Genomic DNA, 23,222 nt, shown 5'->3' on the forward strand with positions numbered 1-23,222 from the left:
ATTTTTGAAAAATAAAAGGCACCCCTTTAAACGGCCGCCTTTCGCTAGTTTCATTTATAATACCCTTTTACCATCTCATCCATTACCCAGTTTGTTCGTGCGCCGGACTCCCCATTGCTTGGGCATGCTCCGCTTTTACCCGTCAATTCAGCTACAATGGTCTCAACAAGTGGTTGGTGAACATGCTGTGGGCGTTCAAAGCTCCACTCTTCTATTCCTTTTTCGGTTGTTAACACGATTGGCTCATTCCCGAAAGTAGAGAATGTGATTTTTCCTTTGCTGCCGACGATTTCATTTATGTCTTCATTTTGAAACGCGGTAAAACACCAATTTCCAACACCATGGATTCCAGATTCAAATAAATAGGTACCCGTTACAATATCCTCCGCTTCGTAAAGTCCACCATGATTTGAAGCAAAACCACGAACTTCCTTAATTGGCCCTAACAAGAAGTCTAAAATATCAAGAGTATGGCTTGCTAAATCAAAGAACAATCCTCCACCTGAAATTTTAGGTTGTACTCGCCACGGAAGGTTAGTAGGATCCTCTGATGCTTTTCGATATTGTGTGGTTGAAACAAATCTTACTTCTCCTACTGCTCCATTTTCTAACAACTCTTTTATCTTCAAAAATCTTTGTTGTGCTCTACGATAGTATGCGACATATAAAGGTACATTTGCCTCTTTACAAGCCTTAATCATTTCTAAGCATTCTTCATAATTTCGAGCCATTGGTTTTTCAACATAAACTGGCTTGCCAGCCTGTGCAGCCTTCAGTGTGTATTCCTTATGAGATCCTGGCGGTGTCGCGATATAGATGGCATCCACCTCCGGGTCCTGGATAAGCTCGTCCGCATTGTCATACCATTTCGGAACATGATGTCTCTTAGCATAATCTTTTGCCAATTCACCTGTTCTTCGCATCACCGCATTCAACTCGGAATTCGTGATTTTCTGAAAGGCCGGACCACTCTTCACTTCTGTCACATTCCCACAACCAATAATCCCCCAACGAACCTTTTTATATGCCATAACCGAACTCCCCTATTAAAAAAACTTTATTTAAAGTATACCTCAAAAAGTTCAGCTAGCACAAAAGGTCATTCAACAAGTAACTATGTCCTGGATTAACTGGCAGTAAGACCCCCACTGAATGAAGTTTCACTTTATCCAATGACCTGATTTTTTTATTTGACGTTAAACCGCTGGGTGATTTCTGATAGTGATTTTGACAGGTTATGCAGTCTTTTTCCAACTCCATTTGTATTTTCCATTTGCTCGATTTGACTTTCACTAAAGGCTAACATTTCTTCAGCGCTCGCTAATGTCTCCTGTGACACAGATGAGAATTGAGTAACGGATTGCTGTAGTTCTGGTACAATACTCTCTAACCCAGTTAATTCATCCTGCATGACTTCAATATTTCCGCTTACTTCATAAATCCCTCGCATTAACTCATTAATGGAGATTTTTGATTCATTCGCCAATTGGAGATTGGAACTAATTTGGATTAGCATTTGGTCAAATTCCTTTGAAGCCAATAGTGTAATAGACTCCATTTTTGTTATCGCATCTGTAATTTCATCAGTAGCTTTCGTTGACTGCTCCGCAAGCTTCTGAACCTCTTGTGCAACGACAGCAAATCCTTTTCCAGCTTCACCAGCGCGTGCTGCTTCAATCGTTGCATTTAAGGCTAATAGTTTTGTTTGTTTTGCGATTTCCGTTACTAATTCCACAAGTGATGTAATCTCAAGTGAATAATCTTTAACTTCTCTAATTGTTTTTGTGAGACGATTGAAGTCACTTTCAAATGATTGGATTGTTGAAATCAATTGTCCTATATTTTTCTCACCACTACCAGCTGATAGGTTCATATTCTTTGAACTTTTGATAACAGTTTCCATGTTTGCCATAATATCTACTATCCGATTTGACATTGTCTTAAAGCCCAGGACACTCTCCTCAGAACTACTTGCAGTATGCTCTGCACCTTGTCTAACGGTATCAATCGCTGAGATTAATTGATGACTTGATTCAAGAGCATCACTAGATGAAACATTTAATTCATTACCCGTTGTTTCCAATTCTTTCGTTGACGTCTTCAATTCATTTAACATACTTCTCATTTGATCAATCATTGCATTATAGCTCTTATGCAATGATGTAATTTCAGGAATCGTTGTTCGTATATCGACTGAGTGCTTGAGATTCCCTTCCCTTACTTCTTTCATCGTATTTCGTAAGGCACTTAATGGCTTTACAATGGTTCGCACTAATAGGATAATCACAACAGTCATCACAATGATACTGACAGCAATCACAAGTAATGTAAAATACGCCATTTGGTCGATTGGACCTGTATAGGATTTCGTCGGGATGAGGATTCCATAAATTCCATCTATCGCCTTATTCCATTGGAACGAGATTGTGTAATCATCGCCATTAATCCTCTCATGAATGACACCTTTCTTGCGATCAACTAGTTCTGTAATTGTTTTTTCTGAAATACCCGGAATTGCATCTTTACTCACCTTGAAGGGAACTACTTCTGATTTTCGAATATAGAAAAATTCTGCCTGTATCCCGTCTCCCTTAAGCTTCTCTTGCTGCATTCGAACATTACCGTCTATCTGCTGCATAAAATAATCGTCTTGACCTACATAAACAAATTTTAAGCTTTCTGCAATATATCCCATTAACTCTGCTTCACGTACTAATCGATGTTCAATTGTTTCAATTGTCATATTTTTTGCTTGTATGTACGAGACTGTTCCAACTGTCACAACAGAAATCACGAGTAATGAAACAAACAGGATAAATAATCGGGCACTTAAATTAACTCTTTGTAAAAATCTATGCAAGAACCGTTCTCTACCATTCTTCTCTTTATCTAGCATTTTCACTTTACGCAACTTTTTTCCCAAGTGTAGAACCCCCAACTCCATGTCTTTTTACCTATATAACTAAAATTATAAACAAGCATTGTAAATTCCCTGTAAAGATTATGTAAAGGGATTATATTTCGATTCCGTACCTTTCTTTCATTGGTCGAAAAATATACTATTTATTTCACTACTATCTGAATTATTTGATACTATTATTTTATAAACAAGGAGGGATTACAGTGGTATTGGATTTGGTAAATGTTACACTTCGGCGTGACAATGCGCTTATTTTGGAGAATATTAATTGGCAAATTGAAGAAGGAGAGCATTGGGTTCTATACGGACTGAATGGTTCTGGCAAAACTGCGTTATTAGACTTAATCAATGCCTATCATTTCCCTACAAGCGGAGATGCTACCGTTCTGGGGTTTAAATTTGGAAAGATGTATCTCGGTGAGGAGCTTCGAAAGAATCTTGGCTTTGTATCCTCTTCCTTACAGGAAAAGTTCTACCCAACAGATAACGCGTTCGAGGTCGTCTTAAGTGGAGCTTTTGCTTCTATCGGTTTGTATGAAACCCCTACAGACGGGATGCGAGAAAGAGCAATTGAATTACTCGAGGAGCTTGGGTGTATTGGTTATGCTAATCGCGATTATGCAACCCTATCCCAAGGTGAAAAACAAAGGGTGTTGATTGCACGTGCATTAATGGCAGATCCGTCAATTCTTATTTTGGATGAACCTACAAATGGTTTAGATTTTATCGCAAGAGAGCAATTATTAGATTCTATCGAAAAACTTGCCATTAAAGAGGAATCGCCAACGATAATATATGTTACCCATCATGTTGAAGAAATTCTTCCCGTGTTTACGAAAACATTGCTTTTAAAAAGTGGCGAAGTATTTGCTTCAGGACAAACCAATCAAATCATTACTAGTGAAATTCTTTCAACCTTTTTCAATCTCCCAGTACATGTTCATTGGGAAAATGACCGTCCTTATCTTTTAAAAGGAAACTAAAAAATAGCCAGCCCCATGCCAAAAAAAGGGCTGGCTTTATTCTATTCCCCTGTAATCAACTTTGAATCACCTGATAGTGGAGAAAATCTTGCATTAAAGAATCGCAGTGTTGGAGGTTCGTAATCCATACGTAGCCCGCTAATCTGATCTCTTTTTTCATAGAGTGCCATCACCGAATCTGCAACAACATCCATATGATTATTCGTATACACTCTTCTTGGGATTGTTAAACGAACTAGCTCTAGCTTTGGTTTATTATGATCGCCTGTTTCTTTATTTCTGCCTGCCGAGACAATCCCTCTCTCCATCGCTCTAACACCAGAATCTAAATAAAGTGCGGCTGCTAATGCTTGTGCCGGAAACTCCTCTTGGGCCAAATGTGATAAAAATTGCCTTGCATCCAAATAGACAGCATGACCCCCAATTGGTTGAACAACTGGAATTCCAGCTTCAATCAACTGCTGCCCAAGATAACGGACCTGTTGGATGCGGTGCTGGATATAATGATCATCAATCGATTCATAGATTCCTTGTGCCATTGCTTCCATATCCCGTCCTGCCATTCCTCCGTAGGACGGCATTCCTTCATATACGACCACCAGTTCACGTGACCTCGCGTAGAGTTCTTCATCATTCATCGCAAGGAACCCGCCAATATTTACTAAGCAATCCTTTTTTCCGCTCATTGTACAGCCATCTGAATAGGAAAGCATCTCTTTTAAAATATCCTTTATCCGATGATTTTCATAACCCGCTTCTCGTTCCTTGATAAAATACGCGTTCTCTACACATCTTGTTGCATCAAACATGACATCAATCCCATGATTTCTACATAGGTTATAAACCTCTCTCATGTTCTCCATGCTAACCGGCTGGCCACCCGCCATATTGACCGTCACTGCTACACAAACATATGGAATCCGCTCTGCACCGACTTCCTGAATAATTGCCTGCAATTTAGATAGATCTACATTCCCTTTAAAAGGATGCTCCGTCGTTGAATTATGCGCTTCATCAATGATGATATCAACAAATCTCGCCCCATTTAACTCCTGATGAGCACGGGTTGTTGTAAAATACATATTCCCTGGCACTACATCACCTGGTTTTATTTTGAGCTGAGATAAAATATTTTCCGCTCCTCGTCCCTGATGTGTTGGCAAAACATACTTATACCCATATATCTCCCTTACTGCCTGCTCAAGCCTTTTCCAGCTTTTACTCCCCGCATAAGCCTCATCTCCAACCATTAATGCGCTCCATTGGCGGTCGCTCATTGCACTTGTCCCGCTATCTGTTAGGAGATCGATATAGACATCCCGCGAATCGATCAAAAAAGTATTATAACCTGCTCGCTCCAATGCTTCTTTTCTTTCTTCATACGTTAGCATTGCTAATGGTTCTACTGCCTTAATTTTAAATGGTTCTGCTGTTCTTCTTTTCACCTGAACCCCTCCACATTTTTAGAAAATTCAATCTATCTATAATGTAAAATATGTTCGGTGTGCTTCTCAAGAATCTCCATTGCACGATAAACGCTTTAAACCAATAAAAAACGCCCTTCCGAAATCATCAGAAAGGCATACCAAAATGGTATTGAAATATGGTTTCAAAACAGTCTGTTTCATTTTGCAACATCCATTTCAAACAAACGTTTGTTTAGCGTCCTAAGTCAATCGTATCAAGCACTTTAAAATTCAATCAAACGTTTGTTTAAACGAGTTTCGGCAACAAGTTTTTTTACTGTTATATATGTAAAAGTAGCAATTTTATTATACTAATCTATTTTTTCTCCAGAGCAAGCTTGCGAATGACCTCTTCATGTTGGGGATAATCTTTTAGTAATTCCTTCTGAGTAAATAATTCAAAATCCTCGAATTCAAATCCCGGTGAAACCATACAGCCAACAAGTGAAAATGTATTTTCCTCTTTAACCGAGGATCCGAATACCGAATTTTTAGGTACGAGAACTTGAGGAACCTCTCCTTTATCAAGGTTTAACCCAAGCTGTACTTCCTTGTATTCTCCTGATTCATCAATAATGTGGACCGTTAATGAGCTGCCACCATGGTAATACCAGAGCTCGTCTGATTTTATTCGATGTAAATGGGAGATATCCTCAGATCCCAGCAAAAAATAGATACTCGTATATAATTTTCTTTGTGTATCCTGCTCTGTATCAATCATCACATCTGAAGCAAAAGTTTGCTTATAAAATCCACCTTCTGGATGTGGCTCAAGTCCGAGATGTGATATGTAAAACTGTGCGTCTTTTTCGTTCATGTTTAAAACTCCTTCCGTAAATACTAAATAATAGTGTAACCTAACTTCTACAAGAACCTGTATGTTTTTATAATTGTCGGTTCCCCAGGTTGATGAAGGACTGATTTAGAGGAAATCGTAGTCAGCTGGGTCTTCATAGCCTGGATGAAGACTCTTCACTCTAATATCCGGTCGCGTTCGGGTCTTCATAAACCCGATGAAGTTCTAGATATTTCAATAATGGCTCCATCCGACAGAAAACCTTTCGGACAGCCCACAGTTTTACACCTCAACCTATGTGCCCACACCAACTTTTATTGCTTTTTCGTAGACTGCAGCTGCTACCGCTAAGTCAAAATAAGCGATTCCTACGGATTTAAAAAATGTAATTTCCTCATCATTTTCTCGGCCAGAAATTTTCCCGGTCACAAGCTCACCCAATTCCCCATGTAGATCATCAAAGCTCCAGATGCCTTTATTAGCAGGAATAATGAAGTCACCCGCTTCTTCTTTTACCCCTTCAACCGTATCCGCAACGATCTTTGAACACTTTAGAATCGTTTCTTCATCGACCTCTTGCATCTGCGGAAGATAAGAACCAACCCCGTTAATATGTGTTCCCGGCTGTAAGGCTTGCCCTGAAAAAACAGGTGATTCAGAGCGTGTTGCACATATGACGACATCGGCTTTTGAAACAGCCTCATCTGGGTCATCCATGATTGTGATTAATCCAGTGAATCTTGGGCTTCGTTTTGAAATTCGTTTTTCAAAAGCTGAAGCCTTTTCTCTCGTACGGTTATAAAGCATAATCTCTTTTATTTCACGCACTTCTAAAACCGCCTCAAGCTGTTCCTCCGCCATTGCGCCAGTCCCAATTACCGCAACAGTGGATGCATCTTTTTTCGCCAAATGTTTTGTTGCAATCCCACTGACCGCACCGGTCCGCAATCTAGTTAAATAAGAGGCATTTATACACGCGAGGTGCTCTCCATTGTCCGTATCACTTAGTAAAATCACACCTTGTGTTGTCTTCTTTCCCACGGATGGATTTTGCGGAAAAATGGTTACGACCTTCACAGCGGATTTTCCAACCGACTCCATTGCGCTTGGCATATATAGAGCGGATGCTTCCCTCTCTGGAAATCCAAGAACGGTTCGATGAGGATTTAATACTTTCCCCTCTTCAAAGGCAGTCAGTGCTTCCTCCAAATCCTTGATTGCATCTGACATTGAATATAAGGAACGAATTTGAGATTCTGATAAAATAAGCACAGTATCCCCTCTTTCTTTTCTCTATCATACCATTAAAAAGAACCGCTGTTTCGCGGTCCCCTTTAGCAACTTACGCTATTTCCTCACTATCCAAATCTTCATTTTTTCGATCGCGAACGGCTGCTACAGCAATGAGTGAAATCACGGATGTTAAAATAATGTATAATGCAACAGGCACATAGGAGTCGTTAAATGCAGCAAGTAATGCAGTCGCGACAAGCGGCGCTGTTCCACCAGCAACAGCTGCCCCGATCTGATATCCTAATGTAATCCCTGTGTAGCGGACATTTGATTTAAATATCTCCGAAAACATTGTTCCAAGTACGGCAGTAATTGGTGCCCAAATGATTCCAAGTCCTAAAATCGTTGCAATCACAAGTAATGCAACAGATTTTTGATGGAGTAGCCAAAAATAAGGAAATGCATATAGCATCATTAAAATGGTACCACCGACATAAAGCTTTTTACGACCAACTTTATCAGATAAATTCCCCATAATTGGGATTAAAATGGTGGTTACAATGGTTGCAATTGTGACTGCATTTAATGTTTCTGTCCGAGAAAAGCCAAGTTGCGTTGTCGCATATGAAACGATAAAAGTACCAAAAATATAGAATGGAGCTGTTTCAACAACCTTTGCTCCGATTGTGATAAGAACCTCTTTCCAGTGTGTGCGCATCGTTTCAAAAAATGGAATCTTAGCAACCTGCCCCTTCTTTTGGACCTTTTTAAAGGAAGGCGTTTCTTCAATTCCTTTTCGAATCCATAACCCGAATACGACCAGCAATGCGCTAAGAACAAATGGAACACGCCACCCCCATGACATGAAGGCTTCATCTGGTAATAACGTCATTAAAGATAATGCCAAAGTTCCGAGCAATAATCCGATTGTGACACCCATTTGTGGGACACTCCCAAAGAACCCCCTTTTTTCTTTCGGTGCATATTCGACCGCAAGCAAAAGGGCTCCACCCCACTCACCGCCTAATCCAATCCCTTGAATAAGACGCAATAAAATGAGTAAAATCGGTGCAACTACTCCAATTTGGTTATATGTAGGAAGAAACCCCATAAGGACAGTCGCCCCTCCCATAAGTGAGAGTGTTAGCACCAATGTTTTCTTTCTTCCAATTTTATCGCCAATATGACTAAAAATGACTCCGCCAAGTGGTCGGATGAAAAATGACAGTGCGAATGAAGCATAGGCCAGCATTAACCCTACAGTGGGATCTTCGCTATGAAAGAATGCTGTATTAAAAACAAGTGCCGCAACTGTCCCATACAAAAAGTAATCGAACCACTCAATCGAACTACCTACAAGGCTTGCAATGAGAACTTTCTTCTCGACCTTTGTTTGCATCGTGTTTCCCCCTTATAAAATATGAGCATTCCAATATTTGAACATATTCCATAAAAAGGACAGCTATTCAATTTTTACAAATATCGGGAATTAAGTACTACTTCCGCGTTTTTCGAAATAAAACGAAATACATACAAAACACATGTATGCAAAAACTAGAGAGGAAAGATTCTGAAAGGAGAATGTATATGGGTCGTGGAAAAAGCTTTAACCATAAAGAAAAAGGCCATCCAGGAAATTTTCCAAAGAACAGCATAGCCGAGGAAAAAGACCATAGTCGCCAATTTGAACAAATGGAAGGCATTGTCTCCCATGAAGCTTTTAAAAACCGAGTAAAAGAAGATGAAATGCCTTAAGAAAACAAAAAGGATCAAAACAATGAGTCTTGATCCTTTTTACTTTTAACCTAGAACCTTCTCAATTCGTTCGATTGCCCAATCTAGCTCTTCTTTCGTCACAATTAAAGGTGGAGCAAATCGGATAACCGTGTCATGCGTTTCTTTACAAAGCAATCCTTCTTGCTTCAACGCCTCACAATATGGACGAGCGACCTCTGTTAGTTCAACTCCGATAAACAAACCGCGACCTCGAACTTCTTTAATCTTTGGATTTTTTATCTCTTTTAATCGATCTAGAAAATAGTCACCCAGTTCAAGAGAACGTTGAGCTAGGTTTTCCTCAATCAACACATTCATTGATGCAATGGATACTGCGCAAGCCATTGGATTACCACCAAATGTTGAGCCATGCGAACCTGGATTAAACACACCCAACACATCTTTATTTGCCACTACACAGGATATCGGGAACACTCCGCCACCAAGAGCTTTACCTAATATATACATATCAGGCTCAACTTCATCCCACTCACACGCAAACATCTTCCCGGAACGGCAAAGCCCAGCTTGAATTTCATCTGCAATAAAAAGAACATCATTTTGTTGACATGTCTCATAAGCTTGTTTTAGGAAACCTTCTGGCGGAATCAGTATTCCAGCCTCTCCTTGAATCGGTTCAATTAGAAATGCTGCTGTATTTTCAGTGATTGCATTTTTTAGCGCATCAATGTCACCATAAGGAATAAGCTTTATTCCAGGAAGCATTGGACCAAAACCACGCTTATACTCCTCTTCAGAAGATAATGATACCGCGGTCATTGTGCGACCATGGAAGTTTCCAATACAAGCGATAATTTCAGCCTGATTATCCTGAACTCCTTTTACATCATATGCCCATCTGCGCGCCGCCTTAATAGCCGTTTCAACTGCTTCTGCCCCCGTATTCATCGGAAGAGCCATCTCTTTATTTGTTATTTTACAAATTAATTCATACCAAGGCCCAAGCTGGTCATTATGAAATGCGCGTGATGTTAAGGTTACGCGGTCCGCTTGATCTTTTAAGGCTTGAATAATTTTAGGATGGCGGTGTCCCTGGTTAACTGCTGAATACGCACTTAACATATCCATGTACTTATTGCCTTCTGGGTCTTCAACCCACACACCATCCGCCTTTGAAATCACAATCGGTAGTGGGTGATAGTTATTTGCACCAAATTTTTCCGTTTGTTCAATGATTGTTTTTGAATCTGTTTTAAGTTGAGTCATTATTTCATCCTCCTGTTTCCATTTGGCATATTAATTCCACTTAAGAATTGCTTCCTGCCTATTATGTTATGCAAGAATCATGCCAAAATCTTTGTATAGGAATTCATTTTTCTTCTTAAAGGCGTATTATATTAGGGTTTTTTCTTTAAAATATATATTTTATAAAGGAATTCAACCTATACTATTTCCACTTGATAAAAGAGAATGCAAAAATTATTTGCATTTAATGATATCAACCCCCTATTTATGCAAAAAATACTTTCGATTCTCTATAAAAAGCGCAAAATTTATATGCACTTTCTTTTACTTTCCTTATAATAGAAATTAAGTAAAGGTGGCGATAACATGAAACAGGTTGAGCTATTAAAAAATAAGGCAACTGAACAATTAGTAAATGAAGTTGATGTTGGCATACATGTTGTAGACGTAAACGGTGCAACCATTATCTACAATCAAAAAATGGCTCAAATCGAGGGTATGAATCAACATGATGTTCTGAATAAAAGGCTTGATGATGTATTTTCATTCCATAAAAATGAGGATAGTACGTTGCTTCAGTCTCTAAAAAATGGGGAGCCAATCAAAAATGCGAAACAAACATATTACAATAATCGCGGGCAGGAAATCACTACCATTAATAGCACAATTCCGATTATGGATGGACGCAAGCAAATTGGAGCGATGGAAATCGCTCGTGATGTTACAAAACTAGAGAAACTACTTCGAGAAAATATGAACCGGAAAAGTGATACAAATTATACCTTTGATAGCATCATCGGGAGCAGCCCTGCCATTTCAGAGGTAATTGAGGCAAGCAAACGAGCTACCCGGACAAACTCCTCTGTTCTCGTTATTGGAGACACTGGCACAGGAAAAGAACTTTTCGCCCAAAGTATTCACAATGGAAGCAGTAGGTCATCTGCTCCCTTTATATCTCAAAATTGTGCTGCTTTGCCCGACAATTTAATCGAGGGCCTCCTTTTTGGTACAAAAAAAGGTGCTTTCACAGGAGCCATTGACCGCCCCGGCTTATTTGAGCAAGCAGAAGGTGGCACTTTGCTTTTAGATGAGATTAATTCATTGAATCCTGCATTACAAGCAAAGCTGTTGCGTGTCATCCAAGAAAAAACAGTCCGACGTGTTGGTGACACTAAGGATAAAAAAGTGGACGTCCGAATCCTTGCAACGATGAACGAGGACCCTATTGATGCCATCTCAGATGGACGACTTCGCAAGGACTTATATTACAGACTCAGTGTTGTAACACTTTTTATCCCACCATTACGGAATCGCAAGGAAGACATCCGTGAACTTGCGTACTTTTTTTTGGAAAAGTATGATCATTTATTTGGATTGAATGTAACGAAGATTGATGATCAAGTCTTACAGATTCTGATCCAATATGACTGGCCAGGAAATGTTCGGGAGCTAGAGCATATCATTGAGGGCGCACTGAATGTTATTACGTATGAGGATACCATTTCCTATAATCACCTTCCCATGCATTTTCGAAAAAAGACACATACAAAACCGGAGGCTGCAAAATCAGCAAACCCACAAATCACTGAAATAACAGATGTTCAGCCGTTAGACAAATACATGGAGGAAGCAGAAACCTTCTACTTAAAACAAGTACTACAACAATTTAATTTTAATATCACAAAAACTGCCAAGGCACTTGATATGAGCCGCCAAAACCTCCAATATCGCTTAAAAAAGTATGGAATTAAAAGGAACCATAGGGACGCTTCTACTGGTCCCATTTAGCTGATTTTCTACAAACACTATCAAATTCTCACACATAAATACAATTATTGCTCGGGAAATGAGTAGAAATTAGTCGATTAAAGAAATGATAGATGTTTGTAGCTCAAATATGTTTATAAAGGCTGGTGTCATTGATGAAACAATATGTGTGGTATGCAAGCTATGGATCGAACATAAATCGGGACCGATTTCTTTGTTATATAAAGGGTGGTAGACCTAAGGGTTCAAATGAAACTGAGGTTGGGTGTAAAGACCCTTCATCTCCAATTGACGAAGGAACGTTTACAATTTCTTACCCTTTATATTTTGCGAAAGAAGCCGGAAGATGGGGTTCAAAGGGTGTAGCCTTTATAAGTGCAAGCAAAAATGATAACGCAGTTACCTATAGTAAAAAGTATTTAATCACGTCCGAACAGTTTTTAGATGTGTTAAAGCAGGAGAACAGTGGGATCCAGTTTAATATTGATTTAGAAAAAGTTAAGGAATCCGGCTCAATGGTTTTTCGTAAAAAGGCATGGTATGGAAGAATCCTGTATCTTGGTGATGACAACGGCTATCCGATTTATACGTTTACGGCCCCTTGGGATATGGATGACATCACTTTTAATAAACCTTCCCATGAATATTTGGAGACAATTATTTCGGGGCTAAAAGAATATTATTCGAAGGATGAAATTTATCACTATCTAAAAAACAAACCGGGTATAAAAGGATTGTATACAGCGGAGGAGTTCGGTGGTGTAATGTAGTCCAAATTGGTTCAATCAAATGTTTGTTTGAATTTTAACCTTACGACCTCAACATCTCTACAGTTCAAACAGTCGTTTGTTTGGAAATCCAAGCATCCTTCCAAATTCCCTTACATTTCAATCAAACGTTTGTGTGAACTTAACACTACAGCCCCAATAGTTTGACAGTCCAAATAATCGTTTGTTTAAAAAACGGAGTACCCACTTTTAATATGGATACTCCGTTTATTTTTATGCTAGAGAGTTTTCAATTGCCTGTTCGAAAGCAGAAATGATGTCTTCGGAATGTTCGATTCCAACAGAGATACGAACAAGCTCGTTGGTAATCCCTAATGCTTCCTGTGCTTCAGGCGGAAGTGCACGGTGCGAAGTCTTTAATGGATGTGATACTGTCGTTTCCACTCCAGCTAATGTCGGAACAAGCTTCACCCAGCCGAGGGATTTGAAAAATTGGCTTACATCGACGGTTTTTGCAAGCTCCACAGATACCATTGCCCCAAATCCTGTAGCTTCTTCTTCAAATGGATAATACACTCTCGTAATATTTGGATTGTTTCGGAAAGCCTCTGCAAGCTTACGTGCATTTGCGGATTGCACCTGCATTCGGACTGCTAATGTTTTCAAGCCTCGGGTCGTTAACCACGCTTCAAACGGGCTCACATTTGCACCGAGATTAACAACCTTTGCACGTGCTTTTGCAACTAAATCCTCTCTTCCCACTACAACACCAGCCGTAACATCACTATGTCCACCAATGTATTTAGTCGCGCTATGTACGACTAGTTCTACACCAAGCTCATATGGGTTGCAATGCAAAGGTGTAGCAAATGTATTGTCTACTACTGTGATTAAATCTTTTCGTTTCGCAAGTTCCACAACTGCTGAAAGGTTTTCTACCCGTAGCAATGGATTCGTAATGGACTCCGTATAGAGTAATTTTGTATTAGACTGAATCGCGTTCTCTACCTGTTCAAGATCTGCAAAAGAAACAAAGCTTGTTTCAATACCGAGCTGTTTAAGCTCTTCGTATAAAAGATGGAAGCTTCCACCATACACATCATCAGCCGCAACAATATGGTCTCCGCTCTTTACAACAGAAAGTATCGCAGCAAAAATGGCAGATAGCCCTGAAGACGTCGCAATACCTGCTGGTGCACCTTCGATTGCTGCTACCATTTGGCCAAGCTCATCTGGATTTGGATTTCCAGTACGTGTATATAAATAATTTCCTTCACCTTGGAAGTAACCCTCTAAATCTTCAAGGTTATCAAAGGTGAAAGCAGATGTTTGATAAATAGGTGTAACTTTGCTTCGAATTGGTAGTTTGCCTTTTGCCACACTATGTATTAATTTTGTCTCAAACCGATTTGCCAATCTTTCCACCCTCTTTAAATTTGTATTGCTATTATTCTGAACTTTATTTTTTAGGATGTCAATTGAAATCCTTCAGATTCAAAACGTTGCAACCAACAAAAAAGAAGCCACAACACCTGCAGCTTCTTTCCTAGCGTTCCTTATAAACGGATTGGTCTGTAAAATTATTATAAACCAGATAGATCACGATACAAATTGCTGTTGTAATAAATCCCCAGCCTAAAGTGATTTGGTCGATTACGAGGTAATTATTACATAATTGATTATTTATATTGATATATAATACACCCATTCCTAAATACTTCACTGTGAAAAAGATGAACACAATGTTTTTTGCACGATCAGTTAGCTTCTTCCAGCTATCACGTAACGGTACACCCGCTAGGAAAGAGAGACTTAAAAATTTCCACACTTCCATGCTTGTCATATTTAATGTCTCGTCCATTGTTTTTGGTATTGTCCAATATACCATAATGACAATGAATAACAGGATTCCCGGTATCCCATCTTGATTCCATTTTTCAAAAAACTGTGGAAATTTTTGTTGAAACAGTTTTGCCATTAAAAATCCCGCAAATACAATTGATGGCATTTGCATATGCATATGGATGATCATAATAGACTCCAGGAGATTAGCAACTGGGGGTAGTGCTAATACGAATAATAGTCCTAGTCCAATCAAAAATTGTTTCATAGCCTATTCCCCCTTTTCATTGTCTAAGATGCTAATGACCTTTGTCGCCGCTTCATCGATTTCTCGATAATCCATGACATCCATCAATAAGCCATTTGGATCGACTAAATAAAAGGCTGAGTTATGTGCAAAGTTTCCTCTTCCATCCGGAATGACAATTACACCAAATTCATCAAGAAGGGTTTGTAATTCAGTTTCATTTGAAATCCTGGCCATTCTCCATGTTTCACCATCTGCTCCAAAGAAAGTGCGGTATTTACTTAGTGTTGAAGGGTCATCTCTAGATGGATCAAAGCTTATACTTAAAAAGACGATATCTTTTCCGATGTATTCCTGTGGGATTTGCTCATAAACCTGTGCCATATTCATTTCCAATTGTGGACAAACGGTTGTACAGGATGTGTATAGAAATGTAATAAAGATGTATTTATCTTGAAACTCAGAAATAGGATATGTTCGTCCCTCGCTATCTTCAAATGTTACATCTGGAAATGTTGGCTTTTCCTCTATTAATTGGTTGACTCTTGCTGTTTCTGCAGTAAATGCCTGAAATCCATCTGTTCCCGAATAGAACAGTACACATCCAAATAATAAAATTAAAATACAAGCGAATGTCTTCCGATTCTTTTGGATCACGAAGATCACATCCTATTTCTTTTATTTCTTTAATTATAGAAAGAGATAGCCGTTGTTTTGCTATCTCTTTCTATTGAAGAACTCTACTGCAGGATTACCATGTTTTGAATGGTGGTGATCCTGGAGGCGCGTTTACAATCATTTCGGTTAATGGTAATACATATGCCATTGCGATTACGAGAACCATTAGCACAACCCATAGTCCCCAACGTTCTGTCCATAATGGAGTTTTTGAAGCACTTTCTTCTACTTCAGCAATTGGGAATTCTGTTTCACCTTTTGGTGCAAAGAACATCATGTTAAATGCTGCGTATACTTGGATGATTACTGCTATTAATAATAATGTTGCTCCGATACCAACAACCATCATAAATGGTTCCCAGCCTGCTGCTTGAGCACTACCAAAGTAGTCTGAGAATGATGTTCTACGTGGTGAACCGTATAGACCAACCCAGTGCATTGAACCAGACATTAGAATCATACCAATTGTCCAAATGACGGTTTGAACAATACCAATTTTATTCATTGCTTTTGTCATTACACGACCTGAAAGACGTGGTATTAACCAGTAACTAATTCCGAAGAATGTCATTACGACTGACATACCTAGAGTTAAGTGGAAGTGTCCTACGACCCACATTGTGTTATGAACTACTTGGTTAAGTTGGTTTGTACTTTGTACAATACCACCTGCTCCTGCTGGGGCAAAAGCAGCCATTGCGATAAATGGAGATAGGAAGCGAACGTCACCCCATGGTAGCTTTTTAAGCCAACCTAATGCTCCTTTTCCACCTTTCTTTCTTCCAGTACGCTCAAATACTACAAACATTGCGTAAGCTGTCATCAATGATGGGAAACCAATCGCCAAACTCATAAATACGTGTAGGAATTTAACTGATAAACCAATTCCTGGGTCAATAATTTGGTGGTGGAATCCACCTGTGATGTTCATGATCACTAATGCAATAACAACAACACGAGTAAGTGTGTCACTAAAACGTCTGCCACCAATTATTTTTGGTATGATTACATACCATGCAGAGACGGCTGTTAAATACCAGATGTTAACTGCTGTGTGTCCGAATGCCCAGAATAGCGTTCGAGAAACCATTACGTTAATCGTGTCTACCCAACCTAATGTCCATGGTAGAATCAAGAATAGTACTTCAACTGCAACAAATGCCGTAGCTCCTACTAATAGAATGAATGCTCCTGTAGCAAAGAATGAAAGAATTGGAAGATGCTGTCCTTTATGGTTCTTTCTCCAGTTTGCTACTTGAATAAATGCTCCAGTTGATAAGAGCCAAATACCAACGACCACTAGTGCTAACCCGATGTAGAATACTGGGTGTGCAGCCATTGGTGGATAGAATGTGTACATAACAGATGCTTCGTTCATTAAGACTGGAATTACAACAAGTACGATACCAACAATCTTAGTCCAGAAACCAGTCCATGCTAATTTTCTTACCTTAGGTAGTAATCCACCTAAATCATGTGAAAGACCAGCGTAGAAATAACCAATCATAAAGAATGCTGACATAACAACTACTAATAGTAAACCGTGAGCTGTTAATACTTGATAATAATTAAGCCAACTTGGTAATTCTAGAAGACCTGCACGGTTTAATCCTTGTACTAATCCTAAAAGTCCACCTAATAATAATGCGATAAATGCTACTGATAAATAAGATTTTGAGATTTTTGCATCTTCTAGATTTACACCTAAAACCTTGTTTGCTTTTTCTTTTAAGGTCAGATCTGAATTATTTAATACTGTTGCCAATGGTCTCCCCTCCTTTATTTCACTGTAATTGTTGTAGCCATTAATTGGTGACCAGCACCGCAATATTCGTTACATAGAACTAGATACTCGCCTGGCTCATCAAAGGTTTGAGTAATTTTTTGAATATGTCCTGGCATTACCATTGCGTTTAAGTTTGTACCGGCAACTTGGAATCCGTGGACAACGTCTTTAGAAGTCATGATAAAGTGAACCTTTGAACCAGCAGGTACTTCAATTTTTCCTGGATTAAAACTAAAGATTTCTAAAGTCATGACAACTTCATATTCGTTTTCACCGATTTGATACACACCTGGCTTGTCAAATGGAGCTGTTTCGTCTACTTTTTGAGGATCAATTGTTTCCATATGACTTGGTGGTCCCATTTCTAATGCGAATGTTTGGTAGCCAGTTAGAAGCATAAATCCCATGATCATTCCGAAACTTATTGTAAGCCATATTTTTTCGTCAAGATGCATTTTCATTTTTTTCCCCTCCTAGAATCTAGCCATGTATAGGCCGTAAAGTACTATATACGTAAAAAGAATGACTGCTCCAACAACACCGACTGAAATCCAGGTTCCGATAAATGGTCCTTGATATTCCCCGTCTGTTTTTTTGTTTCGGTTAACTTTTGAAGCTCCCATCCAACTCAACCTCCTTATGTTCTTCTTACTTCCATCATAGTTAGGAACGATTCTCAATGTTGTGAACTGAATCACACATAAAGTGTAATTTTTGATACACCCATTAAAAAAAGGACGAGAAAATAGGCATTTTCCCCTCCTTTAAAACCCCCTATAAATGTGGCTAAACCTGCTCCACTACTGGATTTCAGATACTTTTCTTCCGTTTTAATTTTCGTTCAAAATCAAAAATGACAAATTGGTGAACAGACAGTTTTTTACATAAAAAAGCAGCCTCCATCCACTGGAAGCTGCCTACCCTAGCTGATAAACCATAAATCTCTCATATGTGTTTTTCTCAAACAACTCTGGAATAACAATCTCTTTCTTCATTTGAAATGGAGTGCTATTCTCCAAAAAGTAGGTGTAATCCGTTGATCCATAATAGAGGATAACCTCCATTTCACGAGGGTCCTTCTCGTATGAACGAAGAATATTGGCAATCGTATGCTTAAAAACCTGAATTGAAAAAGGATTAAAAAAGTAAAACCGATTATCGAGTGGATGGATTTCATAATCCTGTGCGGCACAATGATGTATTTCAATTTTTTCTTTGCGGATACCCACCCTTTTGGCATACCGTTCTTGGTTTTGAACGGCATCATGATACAAGCCCTTGTCTATCTCAACCCCAACAACGGTTGCCGAAAACAAATGATGAATATAAAAAAGGAGCCGTCCCTTTCCACAACCAAAATCAACTACTCGATCCGTTTCCTTCAGTTGATAATGTTCAAACAAAGCAGTTAGCCCTTCATATGGCGTCGGCTCATAGCGATAATAATGAACAGATGAACTAAATCCTTTTTGTCCTCCACTCGTTTTCACTTGTAAAAGCGCATCGAAATACTGATCATCCATTGGTTGTCTCCTAACAAAGGTGTTTTAAAATTTGATTCCACTTATGGCATATGTTAACTTCTCGGGATTGCGAATTAATTTGGTTTTCTTCTATTTCAAAGCATACCACATTTTTGATTTGTGATTTCTTTTATCAATATCCCGATTTGTCCATTGACAGCACCTAAATCAATTTTCAACATTTCATCCTTCCAGAACTTTTGAATGAGTCCAAAATTAAATGCATTAACTGGTTTGCACGTTCGTGTATTCCTGCTTTTAGGAGATTAGTGACATGATAAACTGTTTGCCATTCCGCATTTTCCTATTTTCAGGAAAACAGGGTGGTACATTAAACTATTTTACAGGTTCTCACTTTCCTATTTTAAGAAAATTGCTAGTGTTCTAGACTATTTTGGCAGTGCTCATTTGACTGCTCTGAAAACAAAAAACCCCGCCACATCAAAAAATGTAGCGAGGTTCAATTAGCCCTTAGCCAAAGTAATTCGGTAATGTGACAATGACCATTAATAGGAAGATAATCAAAATATAGTTGACGGAGTATAGGAAATTCCATCGGGCCCATTTCATATCATCCTTGACTGAGAAGCCTTTAATACTCAAAATTATCCATCCGATATTTAGCAATGTTGCAAGAACAACAAATGTCAATCCAAGGTCGCCTAAAAAGAAAGGCAATGGGAACAGACAGATAACCCAGAACAGAAAATGTCGCTTCGTTGCCTCAAAACCACGAACAACTGGGAGCATTGCGACTTCCGCAGCCTTATATTCGTCATACTTTCTCATCGCGATTGCATACGTATGCGGCATTTGGAACACAAATAATATCAAAAAGAGTACGATTGGAACGGTATGATGGATAGGTGCAACAGCTGCCCAACCCATTAATGGGGAAACGGCACCGGATACACTCCCAATCACAGTATTTATCGTAAATCTTCGTTTTGACCACATGGTGTATAGCACAACATAGGTAAACCAACCCACAAACGTAAAAAAGACGGCTTCATATGTCGTGAAAAATAGGAAAATGAATCCTAGAACTGTACAGATAATGCCTAAGGCTAACACTAAGTTCAAAGAAAAATGACCAGTTACTGTCGGTCGTTTTTTAGTCCGATCCATGACGGTATCGATATCAACATCGTACCAATTGTTAATAATTAAAGCGCCTGCCATGACAAGTGTGCTTCCAATCATTGTATATAAAAACAATCCCAAATTCGCCTGAAATGATGCACCCGTAAAGTAAATCGCTAACCAAAATCCTGAAAACACAGGTAGAACATTTGCTAGTAAAACTCCTGCCTTAAAAAGAGATCTAAGATCAGCTATGAGGGATGTTTTTTGTAGCTGTATTTCTATTTTCATTCGTTTCCTCTCTCCTGCCTTCTATTCAATCAAATACGCCTGGCGTATTTGCGCCCAGATTTTTTAGGCCCACACGAGGTGGATCCCAAAGACGTTTCCACAGGATGTGGCGTTCTTAGTCTTTGACCCTAAGCTCGAAAAGTTTCCTTTGAAAATCTGTGGCATCCGCCGGAGGCTTTAATTTTATTCAGCAAGGGATTGTACCTAGTTAATTTTTATTCCCTTATTTTCTTATCCTATCAATTATAGAAGTTGGTGACTTCCGCTGAATAAAGTTAGTAAAAATGCTTCAGATATACTATACCATTTTTATAGCACTTAGGATAAGAAAACCACTTTTTACCTACACCTATAGTAAATAACCTAGTCATTATTTACCAATAATATTTTTTGTATTAATTGAAACCTTCCTCCTTTTACATCGTATATAAAGTAGGAAGGTAAATTAGAAGAGAATTTCATGTTATTAGGTTATAATAGTAAAAATACAGATTCTAACTTATGGAGGTACACACTTATATGAAAAAGGTTTTATCGGCTTTAGTTGCACTTACTCTGATTCTTTCGCCACTTGGAAGCTATGTGTTCCAAGACCAAACAACCACTGTTGAGGCAAAAGGCTATAAATCAGGTAAAAGAGGGTTTAATAATAATATTGGAAACACTAATAAATCCAACTTCCAACAGCAGCAAAAGAAGAAGGATGAAAATAATGTTACAAACAAATCAACGGCTCCTACTAATCCTAAAGGTGGGTTCATGTCTGGCGGTTTAATGAAAGGTCTTATGCTTGGTGGACTTGCAGGATTCCTATTTGGTGGTCTATTAGGTGGAATGGGTGCACTTGGTTCATTTTTAGGATTAATGATTAACGTTCTTGCGATTTATGTTCTTATTTCCATCATTCGCAAAATCTTCGTAATGATCAAAGATCGCAAGAAAAATGAGGCTGATCAATGGCGTCGCTAATTCTTTCGGAACAAGAAATCATTAATGCCGTCTGTGTTTATATCGGCTTAAAAAAGCAAGTAAAGCCAGAAGAGGTTGAAGTAGAGCTCATGTATGACGATGACTATGGGTTCTCCGCAGAGGTTTATGTGAACGATCGAAAACAGGTCCTTATTATGGCGAACCTAATTGAAGCAATTCGTTTATGGCTTGGCGAATTTCTAAACAGAGACCCGTATGCCGGGATCAAACTTGTGTTAGACGATGAAGAAGGCATTATTGCCCATATTAACTAAGAAAAGCGCAAGCGCCTTGTTCAGCCCCGACAAGCATAAGAAAAGCCGGCCAGAAGGATGCCCTTTATCCTTCTTGGCGGATTGGCTTATGACCTCGAGGGGCTAGGCGCTGGAGCTAGACAACGAGTAAAAAGCTCATCCATTTGGATGAGCTTTTATTAATGAGCCACGACCATGCGATTTTTTCCACTTTCTTTTGCAGCATAAAGCGCTTGGTCTGCTGCTTTTTTCAAAGAATCAACAGTTGTTCCATTATATGGAAATACACCAACGCCCGTACTAATCGAAACCGTAATTTTTTCATCATTAATGATCAGTGGGTGTTCGCGATAGTACCCCTTTAGCGTTTCGTAGATTTCCTCCACACCCATATCGATTTGGGATTTAATGAGAATCATGAATTCATCGCCCGCATAACGATAGCCTTCTATCTTATCATTACATAGCGTTTTTATTCCATCTGCAAGTATCTTTAAATATAAATCTCCAGCATCATGGCCGAAGTGGTCATTGACTTGTTTTAAATCATCTGAATCAATCATCATAACTGTAATTTCGTTATTTTCGTTTCGAATTAAATGTGCTAAATCCTCATGGAAAGCACGGTGATTTTTTAAATCTGTTAATTCATCGGTACGAGACATCGTATAAATTTTCGCATATAATCGAGCTGTTTCAATCGAGTTGATAACTTGAGCACCAATCATTTGCAAGAGGTCCTCGTGCTCCTTCCGATAGGCGAAGTCCTTAAAGCTTTGGGTCGAAATCACACCTTTAACTTGGTCATCAATTACAACTGGTACGAAAAGACAGGACCTTGTATCTTTGTCCCCCTCCCCCATTTTTGTATTAAATTCGATGTTTTGGTTTTGATGCTTGAGGTGAATGATTTCTCTTGTTTTAATAACCTTTGATGTGTAATTTTCACCAAAGTCCACGATACTAGGAGGAGCCGGTTCTCCATTATCCATAATAAAAATAAATTGGATATGCGTATCACCTGGATTATGCAAGGCAATATAAAATGCATCTGCTGGCATAACACGTGAAACCATCTCATAGGACTTTTGAAGAAGAACGCTTTCATTTAGGGTTTTACTGCAAATTTGGGCAAATTCATGAAGGATACGGTAATGCTTGTTCATCCAATGCATATTTTCCATTTGTTCGTTCATTTGTTGGAGTTGGGTTAAAAGGGTGCTGGTAATCTCATGTTCTTCTTGTTCTTGACTGGCCGCGTCAAAAAAGCTACGAATCTCATCGGAAATCAAATTCTTTTCGGAACCAACCTTTGCGATTAGTTCACTAATTTTTTTTAGTACGTTCAGATTCTGGATGTATTTCTCCATTTGTAATCACTTCCAAAATTTTATAGAGGGAGTTCTAAAAGAATAACAAGCGCTCCCTTATCCAAAAATCTAGTAGAATAGTAGCAACAAAATTATATAATGGTATAAAAAAAGACTAATCAAATACCGATTAATCTTCGTTCTTACGATACGAGTTATACTCGGCAACTGGCTGGCATGTCCAAAAACCGGATGTTCAAAAAGGTAGTCGATTCCTTCTTTTTAAACTCATGGACTAAGCCCCTATAGTTTTGCGTCTTCATCTTTCAATGAATTTGCCTTTACTTTATTCAATTACCCTACT

At 38.8% G+C, this 23,222-nt stretch carries 22 protein-coding genes and 1 riboswitch; of the genes, 6 read left to right on the top strand and 16 right to left on the bottom strand.

Translation table 11 applies throughout. The annotated features are described in order from the left end of the window. Positions 1–50 precede the first annotated feature (50 nt). Together V7112_RS05780 and V7112_RS05785 are read right to left on the bottom strand one after the other, a co-directional pair. Positions 51–1,031: a Gfo/Idh/MocA family protein gene (locus V7112_RS05780; RefSeq protein WP_335416629.1), complete on the bottom strand. Its 981-nt coding sequence runs from the start codon at positions 1,029–1,031 to the stop codon at positions 51–53. Positions 1,032–1,186: 155 nt separating this feature from the next. After that, positions 1,187–2,896 carry a methyl-accepting chemotaxis protein gene (locus V7112_RS05785; protein ID WP_438823865.1) on the bottom strand — a complete coding sequence of 570 codons (1,710 nt, stop codon included), beginning with the start codon at positions 2,894–2,896 and terminating at the stop codon, positions 1,187–1,189. 227 nt (positions 2,897–3,123) lie between these two features. On the opposite strand from V7112_RS05785, the gene V7112_RS05790 reads away from it, so the two are divergent. Further along, positions 3,124–3,903 (top strand): ABC transporter ATP-binding protein, encoded by a 780-nt coding sequence (locus tag V7112_RS05790; RefSeq protein ID WP_335416633.1) that lies wholly within the window; start codon positions 3,124–3,126, stop codon positions 3,901–3,903. A 41-nt stretch (positions 3,904–3,944) separates the two neighbouring features. Here V7112_RS05790 and V7112_RS05795 read toward each other — a convergent pair whose 3' ends face one another. The 4 genes from V7112_RS05795 to V7112_RS05810 all read right to left on the bottom strand — a co-directional run bounded on the left by V7112_RS05795 (position 3,945) and on the right by V7112_RS05810 (position 8,797). Beyond that, complete coding sequence (locus tag V7112_RS05795) at positions 3,945–5,348, bottom strand: tyrosine phenol-lyase (RefSeq protein WP_335416635.1); 1,404 nt, start codon at positions 5,346–5,348, stop codon at positions 3,945–3,947. Positions 5,349–5,685: 337 nt separating this feature from the next. Next, entirely contained in the window at positions 5,686–6,186 is a 501-nt protein-coding gene (locus V7112_RS05800) for a cupin domain-containing protein (protein WP_335416638.1), read from the bottom strand. 273 nt (positions 6,187–6,459) lie between these two features. After that, positions 6,460–7,437 carry an ornithine cyclodeaminase family protein gene (locus V7112_RS05805; RefSeq protein WP_335416639.1) on the bottom strand — a complete coding sequence of 326 codons (978 nt, stop codon included), beginning with the start codon at positions 7,435–7,437 and terminating at the stop codon, positions 6,460–6,462. Positions 7,438–7,507: 70 nt separating this feature from the next. After that, the gene (locus V7112_RS05810; protein WP_335416642.1) at positions 7,508–8,797 is read right to left on the bottom strand and encodes an MFS transporter; all 1,290 of its coding nucleotides are present in this window, start codon (positions 8,795–8,797) and stop codon (positions 7,508–7,510) included. A gap of 188 nt (positions 8,798–8,985) precedes the next feature. Here V7112_RS05810 and V7112_RS05815 point away from each other — a divergent pair, with 188 nt between their 5' ends. Further along, positions 8,986–9,153 carry a hypothetical protein gene (locus tag V7112_RS05815; RefSeq protein ID WP_335416644.1) on the top strand — a complete coding sequence of 56 codons (168 nt, stop codon included), beginning with the start codon at positions 8,986–8,988 and terminating at the stop codon, positions 9,151–9,153. 45 nt (positions 9,154–9,198) lie between these two features. On the opposite strand, the gene V7112_RS05820 is transcribed toward V7112_RS05815, so the two are convergent. Then, positions 9,199–10,401: an ornithine--oxo-acid transaminase gene (locus tag V7112_RS05820; protein ID WP_335416646.1), complete on the bottom strand. Its 1,203-nt coding sequence runs from the start codon at positions 10,399–10,401 to the stop codon at positions 9,199–9,201. A gap of 345 nt (positions 10,402–10,746) precedes the next feature. Here V7112_RS05820 and V7112_RS05825 point away from each other — a divergent pair, with 345 nt between their 5' ends. Continuing rightward, positions 10,747–12,168, top strand: a complete 1,422-nt coding sequence (locus V7112_RS05825) for a sigma-54 interaction domain-containing protein (RefSeq protein WP_335416649.1) — start codon at positions 10,747–10,749, stop codon at positions 12,166–12,168. Positions 12,169–12,302: 134 nt separating this feature from the next. Next, complete coding sequence (locus tag V7112_RS05830; RefSeq protein ID WP_335416651.1) at positions 12,303–12,917, top strand: hypothetical protein; 615 nt, start codon at positions 12,303–12,305, stop codon at positions 12,915–12,917. 231 nt (positions 12,918–13,148) lie between these two features. On the opposite strand, the gene V7112_RS05835 is transcribed toward V7112_RS05830, so the two are convergent. The 8 genes from V7112_RS05835 to cyoE all read right to left on the bottom strand — a co-directional run bounded on the left by V7112_RS05835 (position 13,149) and on the right by cyoE (position 20,325). Continuing rightward, positions 13,149–14,291: a trans-sulfuration enzyme family protein gene (locus tag V7112_RS05835; protein ID WP_335416653.1), complete on the bottom strand. Its 1,143-nt coding sequence runs from the start codon at positions 14,289–14,291 to the stop codon at positions 13,149–13,151. A gap of 130 nt (positions 14,292–14,421) precedes the next feature. Next, on the bottom strand, positions 14,422–14,985 hold the full coding sequence (locus V7112_RS05840; RefSeq protein ID WP_335416655.1) for a hypothetical protein: 564 nt from the start codon (positions 14,983–14,985) through the stop codon (positions 14,422–14,424). Positions 14,986–14,988: 3 nt separating this feature from the next. Next, positions 14,989–15,621 (bottom strand): SCO family protein, encoded by a 633-nt coding sequence (locus tag V7112_RS05845; protein WP_335416658.1) that lies wholly within the window; start codon positions 15,619–15,621, stop codon positions 14,989–14,991. A gap of 94 nt (positions 15,622–15,715) precedes the next feature. Beyond that, positions 15,716–17,407, bottom strand: a complete 1,692-nt coding sequence (locus V7112_RS05850) for a cbb3-type cytochrome c oxidase subunit I (RefSeq protein ID WP_335416660.1) — start codon at positions 17,405–17,407, stop codon at positions 15,716–15,718. Positions 17,408–17,421: 14 nt separating this feature from the next. Then, positions 17,422–17,889 carry a cytochrome c oxidase subunit II gene (locus V7112_RS05855; RefSeq protein ID WP_335416662.1) on the bottom strand — a complete coding sequence of 156 codons (468 nt, stop codon included), beginning with the start codon at positions 17,887–17,889 and terminating at the stop codon, positions 17,422–17,424. A gap of 12 nt (positions 17,890–17,901) precedes the next feature. Next, the gene (locus V7112_RS05860) at positions 17,902–18,051 is read right to left on the bottom strand and encodes a hypothetical protein (protein WP_335416663.1); all 150 of its coding nucleotides are present in this window, start codon (positions 18,049–18,051) and stop codon (positions 17,902–17,904) included. A gap of 294 nt (positions 18,052–18,345) precedes the next feature. Continuing rightward, a complete protein-coding gene (locus tag V7112_RS05865) occupies positions 18,346–18,951 on the bottom strand; it encodes an SAM-dependent methyltransferase (protein WP_335416666.1) in 606 nt (201 codons plus the stop codon). Between the two features lie 471 nt (positions 18,952–19,422). Continuing rightward, entirely contained in the window at positions 19,423–20,325 is a 903-nt protein-coding gene (gene cyoE / locus V7112_RS05870; RefSeq protein ID WP_335416668.1) for a heme o synthase, read from the bottom strand. A gap of 519 nt (positions 20,326–20,844) precedes the next feature. Here cyoE and V7112_RS05875 point away from each other — a divergent pair. Together V7112_RS05875 and V7112_RS05880 are read left to right on the top strand one after the other, a co-directional pair. Continuing rightward, positions 20,845–21,294 carry a hypothetical protein gene (locus tag V7112_RS05875; RefSeq protein WP_335416670.1) on the top strand — a complete coding sequence of 150 codons (450 nt, stop codon included), beginning with the start codon at positions 20,845–20,847 and terminating at the stop codon, positions 21,292–21,294. Then, on the top strand, positions 21,282–21,569 hold the full coding sequence (locus tag V7112_RS05880; protein ID WP_335416673.1) for a YxcD family protein: 288 nt from the start codon (positions 21,282–21,284) through the stop codon (positions 21,567–21,569). The genes V7112_RS05875 and V7112_RS05880 overlap by 13 nt, the downstream gene beginning before the upstream one ends. 158 nt (positions 21,570–21,727) lie before the next feature. Here V7112_RS05880 and V7112_RS05885 read toward each other — a convergent pair whose 3' ends face one another. Further along, positions 21,728–22,918, bottom strand: a complete 1,191-nt coding sequence (locus tag V7112_RS05885; RefSeq protein ID WP_335416675.1) for a sensor domain-containing diguanylate cyclase — start codon at positions 22,916–22,918, stop codon at positions 21,728–21,730. Between the two features lie 162 nt (positions 22,919–23,080). Next, positions 23,081–23,208, bottom strand: a riboswitch (cyclic di-GMP riboswitch). Positions 23,209–23,222: the final 14 nt, after the last annotated feature.

This window comes from Bacillus sp. JJ1566 (genome assembly GCF_036962685.1).
GTDB lineage: Bacteria > Bacillota > Bacilli > Bacillales > Bacillaceae_L > Ferdinandcohnia.